The following is an 11,438-nucleotide window of genomic DNA, read 5'->3' as shown; positions in this document are numbered from 1 at the left end:
CGCGAGGCTGGATCACCGGATGCGGGCGAGGACCTCGTCCCGCAGGGCCGCCATGGACCGCTCGTCCGATGCCTCGACGTTCAGCCGCAGCAGGGGTTCGGTGTTGGAGGGGCGGAGGTTGAACCAGCGGCCGTCGCCGAAGTCGGCGGTCAGGCCGTCCAGGCGGTCGCTCGTGACCTGGTCGAGCTTCCGATAAGCAGCCTCGACCTCGTCGAGCGCGCCGGGCACATCCGCGACCTGGGAGTTGATCTCCCCGGAGGCGACGTAGCGGGAGTAGTCGGCGACCAGCTCCGACAGGGGACGGTCCTGCTCACCGAGCGCCGCCAGGACGTGCAGGGCGGTGAGCATGCCGGTGTCGGCGCGCCAGAAGTCGCGGAAGTAGTAGTGCCCGGAGTGCTCGCCACCGAAGACCGCGTCGTGCTCGGCCATCAGGGCCTTCATGAAGGAGTGGCCGACACGGGAACGGACCGGGGCGCCACCGTGCTCACGGATGATCTCCACGGCGGCGGCGCTGGTGATGACGTTGTGGATGATGGCCGAGCCGGGGTCCTTGGCAAGCTCGCGAACCGCGACCAGGCCGACGATCGCCGACGGCGGGACGGCTTCGCCCTTCTCGTCGATGAAGAAGCACCGGTCGGCATCGCCGTCGAAGGCCAGACCGATGTCCGCGCCGACCTCCTTGACCTTGGCCTGGAGGTCGAGGAGGTTCTTCGGCTCCAGCGGATTGGCCTCGTGGTGGGGGAAACTGCCGTCGAGTTCGAAGTAGAGCGGCACCAGGTCGATCGGCAGACCGGCGAACACCGCCGGGACGGTGTGCCCGGCCATGCCGTTCCCGGCGTCGGCGACGACCTTCAGGCGGCGACTGCCGGACAGGTCCACCAGCGAGTTCAGGTGGGCCGCGTACTCGGTGAGCAGCTCGCGCCGGGTGGTGGTGCCGGGCGTCGGCGCCGGGGAGGGGATGTCGTCGGTCTCCAGCCAGGTACGGATCTGGGCCAGGCCGGTGTCCTCGCCGATCGGGGCGGCCCCCTTGCGGCAGAGTTTGATGCCGTTGTCCCGGGCCGGATTGTGACTGGCGGTGATCATCACACCGGGGAGGTCCAGGCTGCCCGAGCAGTAGTACAGGTAGTCGGTCGAGCCGAGTCCGGCGTCGATGACGTCGGCACCGGCGCTGTTGGCCCCGGCCGCGAACGCCTGGGCCAGTGCCGGGGAGGTGGCTCGCATGTCCTGGGCCATGACGATCCGGTCCGCGCCGGTGAGACGGACGAACAGCGCACCGGCCTTGGTGGCGATGTCGGTGTTCAGCTGCTCGGGGACCTGGCCGCGGATGTCGTACGCCTTCACGAGGCGGGAGTAGTCGGGCATGAGGTGCCTTCCTGGGTTGCGAGACCTTGGGAGGAGATTACCGACCGTGGCCGGATCGCCACAGTTCGGGAAGGATGGGGGGTCATTCGGCCGACGGCCCGTTGACGGTCAGCCCGTTGGGCTCACCTTCGGGCAGCACGATGGTGTGGACGGGCAGGTCCGCCAGGGACCGCAGGACCGACGTCACGGCGTCGCCGGGCACCAGGGCGAACAGGCAGCCACCATGCCCGGAGCCGCTGAGCTTGGCACCGAATGCGCCTGCCGCCACGACCAGTTGAGCGCACATGTCGATCAGTTCGGTGGAACAGCGCACCTTGTCCCGCAGGAGTCCGTGGTAGGCGCTGACGAGGAGTCCGACCTCCCGGAAGTCGACCACCGAGGCGGTGAGCACACTGGTCAGTGCGTCGACCGGACGAGGGGCCTCCCGGGAGTACGCGATCATGTCCGGCTCGCGCGCCCGGAATCGGTCGCGCTTGGAGGCGAGGACCGTCCTGGTGGCGCGGCGCTGCCGGGTGTCGACGAGGATCACAGGGACACCGAGGGTGGCCGCCAGGCGCTCACCCGGGTTCGAAGCGGCACTGCGGCGACCACCGATGAGCCGCCCGTCATCCAGTCCAGCGACTCCCCCGCCAGACAGAGCCGCCCGGCGCGGAGGCCGTCACCACCGGGAGCGCCAGGGCGGTCAACGCCGGGTCTCCGGCAGCGGCTGAACACAGGTGCGGCACCTGACCAGGCCGCACCTCGCCTTCCGACGTGACGAGTGGGCCGCGGTCGTGGCCGCCATCGAGTCGGGGGATCCGCGGTTCACGCCCTGACGACCGCAGTGGGAAGGCCCCGGGCCTGGGATTCGAGTCCCAGGGCCGGGGCCTTCCGACGTGTTCGGCCGCTCAGCTGTCGCTCTGCGGGCCGGTGAGGTTCTTGGTGAGCCACTGCAGGGACATCGGGATCAGCTTCTCGAAGTCCGTGGTGAGGTGCTTGCCGCCCGGCTCCTCGTAGTACTCGACGGTGGTCGGGGCGGCGGCGCTGGCGACCCACTTCTTGACCACGCCGACCTCGTAGGCGCTGCCGCCGCCGGCGGTGGCGAGCATCTTGACGTCGGCCTTGCTGGTGGAGATCAGCTTGTCGGGGCTGTTGGCGGCCTGTTCGGCCTCGTGGCCCTTCCAGAGGGTGGAGTCCGCCTTGAAGTCGCCGTCGATCGCCACGGCGGCCTTGAAGAGGTCGGGGTGCTGCATGGCCAGCTTGGCGCCGCAGTCGGCGCCGCTGGAGGCGCCCATCAGGCCCCAGCTGTCGGGGCCCTTGAGGGTGCGGAAGTTGGCGCGCACGAAGTCCGGGATGTCCTGGGACATCCAGGTGCCCATCTTGGGCTGGCCCGGGATGTCGGAGCAGTCCAGGGACTTGTGCTCGTCGCGCGTCAGGTTCTGCACCGGCATGATCATGATGAAGGGGTGCGCCTGCTGCTGCTGGGCGAGTTGGGCATCGGTCTCCTCGATCGGCAGCTGCTTCTCGTCCGTCCAGGTGTTGTAGCCGTTGCTCTGGCCGCCCGCGTAGAGGGTGAGCACGGGGAAGCCGAACTTGGCGTACTTCGGGTCGTTGTACTGCGGCGGCAGCCAGACCCAGACCTGGCCGGAGACGCCGGACTTCTTGCCCGCCAGGGTGGTCACCATGATCGGACCGGCCTTGGTGTCGTGGTCCTTCTTCAGGTCGGCGGCCGGACCGGTCGGCATCACGACCTTGCCGTCCGCCGGCGGCGCGCTGCTCGTCGCGGCGGACGGGGCACCCGGGCTCGCCGGGGCGGCGGCCGGGGCGACCGCCGCCGCGTTGTCGCCAGGCTTGGGGGCGGCGGCCGGTTTGCTGCTGCCGCTACTGCAGGCGGCCAGGGCGGCGGACAGTGCGAGCGCAGTGATACCGGCCAGGACGGCACGGGTGCGGGTGGGCTGCGACGGCGACTGTGGCTGCGGCTGCTGCGGCTGCACGGTGGAACTCTCCGATCGATAGCACGCCCGGTCGGACGGATCCGGGCGATGGCCCCCGGGTGGGGCCGCCGAGGAGGTCGCGAGCAGTGCTCCGGCGGACCGGCGGCGGGCTACCGGGAATGCGCTCCTCCCGACCTCAGGACGGCGCGCCCGCTCCGGATGGAGTGGCGCGCCGTCCTTGAGCTAGGACGCCGTAGCAACCCTGGCAGTTTCCTGGGAGGCTACCCGAATTCGCGCTCCGCGCCGCGCTCGGCCGGTCGCCAGCCGCGGGCGCGGCCGCGGGGGACGACGACGGCGGCCAGCGCGACCAGGGCGATCACGCCGAGGGTGGCCAGCGCCACGGTGACCGCCTGGCTGGGGGCGGCGGAGGCCGGGCGGGCCGGGGGCATGGCGAGCTCGGTGGCCGGGGTGGTGGCGGCCGCGCCGGAGGGGGTGGGGTGCTCCTGGGGCAGCACGGTGGTGACGGCGGCGACCGGGTCGACCGAGCCGTAGCCGAACTGCGGGTCCGGGAGCGCACCGCCCAGGCGGTAGGCGGTGGCCTCCAGGCGGTGGGCGAGCTGGGCCTCGGTCAGGTCGGGCCGGTAGCCGAGCGCGAGGGCCGCGGAGCCCGCCACGAAGGCCGTCGCGAAGCTGGCGCCGGCGCCCGTGTAGTAGCCACCGCCGGCCGGGCCGACGCTCATCACGGCGTCACCCGGTGCGGACAGGTCGACCCGGCCGCCCACCGAGGTGCTGCCCTGCGCGAGCGTGCCGCCCGGGCCGAGGTCGCGGACGGCGAGGACCTCCGGGTAGGCGGCCGGGTAGACCGACGCCGGGGGCGGCGGTGAGGAGCCGTCCGACGGCTGGGGCACCGTGTCGGGCGCCGCCGGGGCCACGATCAGCGCGCCCTTGCCCACCGCGTCGCGCACGGCCGCCGCGAGCGCGTCGTTGCCGCCCGACAGCGTGACGCCCACGTCGATCACCCGGGCGCCCTTGTCACTGGCGGCCCTGATGCCCTTGGCGAGCAGGTCGGCGGTGCTGGCGCCGGTGTTGTCGGTGACGCCGACCGCGAGGATCCGGGCGCGCGGCGCCAGGCCCGCGAAGCCCGTGTCACTGCGGTGGTCGGCGGCGATCAGGCCGGCCAGGAAGCTGCCGTGGCCCACACAGTCGTGCGTCGGGTCGCCGCCGCCGGGGAGCGTGGCGGCGTCGTCGAGCCGGCCGGTCAGCAGCCCGGAGCCGTCGGCCACCCCGGAGCCGAGCACCGCGACGGTGACGCCGGCGCCCTGGTTCAGCTGCCAGGCCTGGTCGGGTCGCAGGAAGGTCTGCGGCCAGGGGGTGGCCTGGGTGTTCTTGGTCGAGGGGGTCAGGCAGGGGGGCGTCTGCCCGTTCTGGGCGGTGAGCAGTTGGGTGACCACGGGCAGGGTGTCGCCCGGAGCGGCGGGCGCGGACCCGGACCCGGACCCGGACCCCCCGGACGCGGACCCGGCCCCGGACGGCGAAGCACCCGGGGTGGCGGGTGCGGAGCCGGGGGTGGTGGGCGAGGTCCCCGGCCCGGTGGCCAGCGCCGAGCCGGCCGGCAGCAGCAGGCCGCCGACCAGCACGGCCACCGTCGCGGCCCGGCGTCCGCGCCGCACGCGGCCCGGCGTTGCGCGGCCCGGCGTTGCGCGTCCAGGCGTTATGCGGCCAGAGCTCGCGCCTCCACGCTTCACGCGAGGCTGCCGATCCGCTGTGCCGGGATGTCCTGCGGCAGCAGCAGGCTCAGCTCGGCCAGGTCCGAGATGTCCAGCTTGGCCAGACGCCCGGCCTGCCGCGTGATCATCGCCTCCAGGGTCTGCCGGGCGAACCGGCCGTTGCCGAAGGTGCGGTCGCGCGCGACGGACTGGAACATCGCCAGGAGCGCGGTGATGGTCTCCGGTGCGCAGTGGTAGCCGGCCTTCTCGGCCTGCAGGCGCACGATGGTGACCAGTTCCTCGTCCGAGTAGTGCGCGAAGGTGATCTCCCGGGAGAACCGGGAGGCCAGGCCGGGGTTGGAGGCCAGGAAGCCCTGCATCTCCTCCTGGTAGCCGGCCACGATCACCACCACCTCGTCGCGGTGGTCCTCCATCAGCTTCATCAGGGTGTCCACGGCCTCCTGGCCGAAGTCGCCGCCGCCGCCCGACCGCGGGGTCAGCGTGTAGGCCTCGTCGATGAAGAGCACGCCGCCGCGGGCCTTGTCGAAGACCTCCTTGGTCAGCTGGGCGGTGTGGCCGATGTAGCGGCCGACCAGGTCGGCGCGGGCCGTCTCGATCAGCTGGCCGGTCGGCAGCACGCCCAGCTCGGCCAGCAGCTCGCCGTAGAGGCGGGCCACCGTGGTCTTGCCGGTGCCGGGCGGGCCGGAGAAGACCACATGGTGGCTGATCTGCGGCGCGGGCAGCCCGGCCTCGACCCGGCGGCGGGTCTGCTGGGTGAGGTTGACCAGGTCCTCGACCTGCTCCTTGGCCTCGCTGAGCCCGACCATGTCGCGCAACTGGTCGAGCAGGCCCGGGCCTTCGGGCTCCTGCTGCTCGCCGTTGGCCCGGGCCAGCGCGGCGGCCGCCAGCTCGCCGACGTCCTCGGGGAGCAGCAGGGCCATGGCGTCGTTGTCGAAGCTGTCCATCACGGCGAGCCGGGAGGCCTGGCGGTCCACCATCTCCTCGAAGACCTTGCGGGCCGCACGCCCGTTGCCGAAGTCGGCGCCGCGCGGGATCGCCTCGAAGTGCAGGGCGAGCGCCTCGCGGGTGCCCTCGGCCAGTTCGTAGCCGTGGCTGGTGGCCGCCATCTCCACGATGGTGGCCAGCTCCTCCACGCTGTAGTTCTCGAACTCGATGGTGCGGCTGAACCGGGAGGCCAGACCCGGGTTGGAGGCCAGGAACTCCAGGATCTCCTCCTGGTAGCCGGCCACGATCACCACCAGGTCGTCGCGGTGGTCCTCCATCAGCTTGACCAGGGTGTCGATCGCCTCCCGGCCGAAGTCGGGGCCGGTGCCGCCGTTGGAGCCGGCCGACAGGGTGTACGCCTCGTCGATGAAGAGCACCCCGCCGAACGCCTCCTTGACCACCTCGGTGGTCTTCAGCGCGGTGCCACCGATGATCGAGGCGACCAGGTCGGCGCGGGCCACCTCGACCAGGTGGCCGCTGCGCAGCACGCCCAGCTCGGCCAGGATCGCGCCGTAGAGGCGGGCCACCGTGGTCTTACCGGTACCGGGCGGGCCGGCGAAGACCAGGTGGCGGCTCATCGGCAGGGCCGGCATGCCGGCCTGCTCGCGGCGCTTGGCCAGCTTGTTGAGGTTGACCAGGGTCGCGACCTGCTCCTTGACGCCCTCCAGGCCGACCAGGGTCTGCAGCACGGCCTGCGGTCCGCGCACCTCGGCGGTGGCGGCCTGCCGGCTCTGCTCCCCCGAGGGGTCGTCGCTCCCGCCCGTGCCACCGCCGGCGCCCGGGGCGGCCGTGGCGGTGCCGTGCGCGTCCGGCGAGCGGTTGTCGCGGCTGTCCAGGTTCTCCACCGCGAGCCGCTCGCTCGGCTCGCTCTGGCGCAGCCCGGCGCCCTGGTTCTCGGCGACCAGGCAGTCGGTGAGCCGGACCGCCTCGGTGGTCTCCACCCGGGCGCCGTCCACCGTGTTGTCGGTCAGCCGGCAGTCCGTCAGGGTGGCCCGGGAACCGGACTGCAGGTGCAGGCCGTGCCGGCGGTTGGCCCGCAGCCGGCACCTGGTCGCCGTCAGGTCGCCGCCGCGCTCGACGCTGACGCCGTCGTAGGAGTTGTCCGCGCTCTCGCAGTCGCGCAGGGTGGCGATCCCGTCGTCGCCGATCGCGATGCCGCTGGCGCCGCTGCCGCGCACGGTGCTGCTGCCGAGGTAGGTGTTGCCGCCCTCGGCGATCCACACGCCCGCCTGCCCCGCGTCGAGCACGCTGGCGTCCTCCAGCCGGCCGCGCCCGTCGCGCAGCACGGCCACGCCGTGGCCGCTCGCGCCGTTCACCACGATGCGGCGCAGCAGCGGGTTGGCGCCCTCGCGCACCACGATCCCGTTGCCCGTGGCGTCGTGCACCTCCAGGCGGTCGCACTCGGCGCTGCTCTCCCCGGTCAGCTCGACGCCGTCGGCGCCGCTGTCGCGCACCACGACGCGCACCAGCGAGGGGCCGGCCGACTCGCCGACGTGGATGCCGACCTGGGCGGGGGCGGTCACCTCGCAGTCCTCGAAGGTGCCCCGGGCGCGGCCGGCGATGTGCAGGCCGTGGCCCTGGGTGCGCACCGCGCGGCAGCGGCGCAGCAGCGGGTCGGTGCCGTTGGCCAGCGCGATGCCGTGGCCGCGCACGCCGGTCACGGTGACCTCCTCCAGCACCACCTGGGCGGCGGAGCTGATGTAGACGCCCAGCGCGCTGTCCCGGATCTCGGTGCGCAGCAGGCGCGTGGTGCTGTTCTCCTCCAGCGCCACGGCCGGCTTGTCGGTGGCCGAGATCTCGCAGTCCTCGATCACCCCGCGGGACTCGCCGTTGGCGCAGATGCCGTTGCCGCGCGCGTCGCGCAGCACGCAGCGCCGCACGGTGGGGTTGGCCCGCTCGCCGATCACCAGGGCGGAGGTGCCCAGGTGCTCGATCACGCTGTCCTCGATCACGCTGGTGCCGGTGGAGGTCTCCACCAGGCCCGCGCCGGCGGTGTTGACCACCCGGCAGCCGCGCATCGCCAGCGAGCCCTCCTGGCGGGTGAGCACGGCCGTCCACGAGTTGCCGATCACCTCGCAGTCCTGCAGCGCGAGTTGGCCGCGCGGCACGTCCACCGCGGGCAGGTCGTCGTCCTGTCCGTGCAGCACCAGGCCGGTCAGCTGCACCGCCTCGGCGACCACCTGGAGCACCGCCCCGCGCTTGGGGCTGATCCGCACGCTGCCGCGCACGTCCTCGGCGGTGATGGTCACCACCTTGGTGATCACCAGGTTCTCCTCGTACCGGCCGGGGCGCACCGAGATCACCGCCCCGCTGCGGGCGGCCTGCAAGGCTTCGCCGATCGTGCGGTAGGAGCCGGACTCCCGCTGCTCCGCGCAGACCGTCAGCACCGGGCGCGACATTGCCAGGGATTCCCTTCGTTGGTGGTGAGCGGTGCCCTGGGGCAGGCACCGCTCAGGACATGCGGGGACTGCTCAGGAGGTGCAGGTGGCCCGGATCGCGTTGGCGGCGTGGTGGGCGTAGGTCTTGGTGCTGCCCGACCAGTCCTGGCCCCGGCTGTGCATGGTCACCGAGATCTGGCCGTTGTAGGGGAACTTGCCCTCGTCCACCCACTGGCCCTGGTTGTTGACCTGGCTGATCGAGAACGAGCCGACCCCACCGCCGCTGTTGTTGACCGTGTAGTAGGTCGGGTTGCCGCCGACCTGCTGCACGTTGCCGCTGGCCGGAATGTAGACGGCCACATCGCAGCTGCTGAAGGAGCCCGAGGGGGTGAAGGTCCAGCTGACCCAGTTGTCGCCGTCGTCCTTGTTCGCGTCGCCGGACATCGGCATCGACCAGTACTGGCCGCCGAGGACTCCGCATCCGTCGCCGCCCCAGCCGCCGGCGTACTTGTTCCAGCCCTGGTTCCCCGAGCTGTTCCAGCCGTGCTGGACGATGGTGCCGCCACCGGTGCAGTTCGGGCCGATCACGTCGACCACCGGGGCGGGCGCGGGCGGCGGGACGGCAGGGCCGGGGCCCACCGGGGGCTTGGGCTGGGTGCTGGTCGGGGGGGCCGGCTGCTGGGGCGCGGGCTGCTGCGGGGCGCTGCCACCACCGCTGGAGCTGCCGCCACCGCCACTCGTGCCGCCACCGCCACCGCCCGTGCCACCACCGGAGCCGCCCGAACCACTACCGGAGCCACCGCCGGAGGCCGAACCGCCACCGGAACCACCGCCGGAGGTCGAACCACCACCGGTCTGGCCGGCCGGGTGACCCCCGCCCGACGAACCGTTCGAACCGGTCGGGCTGCTCGAAGCGTTCGAGCCGTTCGAGGCACCCTGGCTGGGCGAGGACGAGCCCGGGTCGGGGGAGTTGGACGCGGGCGAGCCGGCGGCGGACGGGCTGGGCGAGGACGAGCCGGAGGCACCGCCCGTGGCACCGTTCGCGTCGAAACCCGGGACGAAGCCGTTGCCGCCCCCGTTGCCGCCCTGCTGGCTGTACCCCATCGGGGCGCTGCCCTGGTTCGGCCCGTGCGGGGGCTTGTTGCCGCCGAGCTGGGTGAGCCCCAGCGGCACACCGACCAGCACCAGGCCCACCGCGATGGCGGCGGCGATCATCGGCTTGGAGATCCGGCCCGGCTTGGGCTCGTTCTCGGGCTCGGCCGGTTCGGCACCCGCGGCGAGGTCAGCGGCGGCCTCGACCTGGGGGACGGCCTTGCCGGCGACGGAGGCCGCGACCGCCCCTGCCGCACCGGACGCACCGACGGCGGAGGCGGCCTTCGCGGCGGCGGTGGCCTTCGCGGCGGCAGAGGTGGCGGGCACAGCCGGTGCGGCGCTCGCCGAGGCCTTCTTCGCGTCGGCGTCCGGCTTGGCAGCGGCCTTGGGATCAGCCTTGGGATCGGCCTTGGGATCGGCCTTGGGATCAGCGCTCGCCTTGGTCTCGGCTGCAGGCTCGATCCTGCCCGGGCCGGGTACCCGCGGCACGGTGGCGGCGGGCGCGACCTCGGGCACGGCGCCGATCACGGCCGACGCCGCGGACACGGGCGGCTCCTCGACCGCCCCGGGCACCGCCGGCGCCTTCTGCTTCTGCGGCTCCGGGGCCGCAGCGGGAGGCGCCGCCTCGGCCTCCTCCTCGAAAGCCCAGCTCACCGCCGGAAGCTGGTACCCACGCGCCGGCTGCTCCCCAGAGCCGCGCTTTTCCTCGCCCACCGTCGTCCCCTGCCTTCGACAACACTCCTGCCCATGTGACGGACGGCGGGGTGGGCGGGGTTCAGCGCATCTGCTGCCCGATGTTTACCGCCCCCGGTCTACTGCCCCACGTTCCAGACCGGCTCGTTCTCCTCGGAGGGCGGGGTGAGGATGAACGCGACGGCCTGCTCCAGCACCTCGGGCGCCGGCTCGGCGCGCCGCACGTCCGCCTGCGCCCGGATGTGCGCGAGCAGACCGGGCTCGGGGGCCAGCCCGTACTCGTCGAGGTAGTAGGCGATGGTGTCGGTCCAGATCCACTCGCCGTCGGTGCGGAAGCTCATCGGCACCACGCCGCGGCGCTCGGGGTCCAGCACGTCGTCCATCAGCATCGGGGTCATCAGCACGTGCGGCCCCGACCGCAGGTAGTCGGCCACCGCCGCACGCTCGGGCCCGTCCGCGAGCCGCAGGTGGTCCTCGTCGAAGGCGGGCCCGGTGACCGGGTCCACCTTGTCGAACACCGCCGCGAGCTGGAACCCGCCCACCGTCGCCTCCGCTGCCTCCGCCATGCTGACCGCTCCTTCGTGCTCGATTGTCCGCCACTTCGACCGACGGCCCGCGACTCCGACCGGGTTCACCGGCCGGCCACCGGGGCCGGGCCGGGCCGGGCGGCTGATTCAGCCGAACGGACGGAGCGGGTGCTCCGACCCGCCCGTCCGCGCCCGCTCGTCCAAGAAGTCCCACAGGGTTGCCGGTTCCAGCCGGATGGCGGCCGGGGCCCCGGGATTGACCATGATCCCATGGCCTGCGGGGAGCAGGTCCATCACTTCGCCGGCGCCGAGCACCACATGGTCCGGGGTGCCGGCGTCCGCCAGCAGCGACGGCGCGGAGAACACGATCACCGCCGCTCCCCCGTCCGGCAGTTCGAAACCCCCGACAGTGCCGTACTCGTCCAGCAGCACGGCGACCCGCGCCGAGGCCAGCGCGCGGTAGATCTCCTCGGGCGGTCCGTACCCGGTCGCGGAGAGCTGGACGGCCGCGTCGACCGGGTCTGCCGGCGCGGGCCACTCGTGGGCGAGGGGCGAGGACCGGTACTCCTCGTTCGGCGCGAACTCCTCGATGCCACCGTCCGCACCCGCGCGCCACTGGCCGACCACAGCCCAGGACGGCGGCAGCCCCTCGCCCTGCCAGGTCGGGTCGACCAGCCCGATCCACTGCCCGGGGGCCAGTCGGGCGGCGGCCCGGATGTGGTCGGGCACCGACTCCGGGTCGAGCTCCTCGGGCACGGTCAC

Annotated in this window: 8 protein-coding genes; all 8 read right to left on the bottom strand. The window is 73.2% G+C overall.

The window, feature by feature from the left end; genetic code table 11:
• Window positions 1–12: 12 nt before the first annotated feature.
• The 8 genes from ACFZB9_RS15690 to ACFZB9_RS15655 all read right to left on the bottom strand — a co-directional run bounded on the left by ACFZB9_RS15690 (window position 13) and on the right by ACFZB9_RS15655 (window position 11,438).
• Complete coding sequence (locus tag ACFZB9_RS15690; protein ID WP_391447346.1) at window positions 13–1,362, bottom strand: phosphomannomutase/phosphoglucomutase; 1,350 nt, start codon at window positions 1,360–1,362, stop codon at window positions 13–15.
• Between the two features lie 82 nt (window positions 1,363–1,444).
• Window positions 1,445–1,891 carry a hypothetical protein gene (locus ACFZB9_RS15685; RefSeq protein WP_391447345.1) on the bottom strand — a complete coding sequence of 149 codons (447 nt, stop codon included), beginning with the start codon at window positions 1,889–1,891 and terminating at the stop codon, window positions 1,445–1,447.
• Window positions 1,892–2,249: 358 nt separating this feature from the next.
• On the bottom strand, window positions 2,250–3,335 hold the full coding sequence (locus tag ACFZB9_RS15680) for an alpha/beta hydrolase (protein WP_391447343.1): 1,086 nt from the start codon (window positions 3,333–3,335) through the stop codon (window positions 2,250–2,252).
• Between the two features lie 221 nt (window positions 3,336–3,556).
• Entirely contained in the window at window positions 3,557–4,945 is a 1,389-nt protein-coding gene (locus tag ACFZB9_RS15675; protein ID WP_391447342.1) for a S8 family serine peptidase, read from the bottom strand.
• A gap of 71 nt (window positions 4,946–5,016) precedes the next feature.
• Window positions 5,017–8,385, bottom strand: a complete 3,369-nt coding sequence (locus ACFZB9_RS15670) for a right-handed parallel beta-helix repeat-containing protein (protein WP_391447341.1) — start codon at window positions 8,383–8,385, stop codon at window positions 5,017–5,019.
• A gap of 72 nt (window positions 8,386–8,457) precedes the next feature.
• On the bottom strand, window positions 8,458–10,110 hold the full coding sequence (locus ACFZB9_RS15665) for a hypothetical protein (RefSeq protein ID WP_391447339.1): 1,653 nt from the start codon (window positions 10,108–10,110) through the stop codon (window positions 8,458–8,460).
• 158 nt (window positions 10,111–10,268) lie between these two features.
• Window positions 10,269–10,715, bottom strand: a complete 447-nt coding sequence (locus ACFZB9_RS15660; protein WP_391447338.1) for a hypothetical protein — start codon at window positions 10,713–10,715, stop codon at window positions 10,269–10,271.
• A 108-nt stretch (window positions 10,716–10,823) separates the two neighbouring features.
• Window positions 10,824–11,438, bottom strand: coding sequence for a type VII secretion system-associated protein (locus ACFZB9_RS15655; protein WP_391447336.1), 615 nt, complete (start codon window positions 11,436–11,438; stop codon window positions 10,824–10,826).

Source organism: Kitasatospora sp. NPDC008050, from assembly GCF_042957465.1.
GTDB lineage: Bacteria > Actinomycetota > Actinomycetes > Streptomycetales > Streptomycetaceae > Kitasatospora.
The sequence above is the reverse complement of the archived record's forward strand: the minus strand, read 5'-3'. Positions and strand labels throughout refer to the sequence as shown.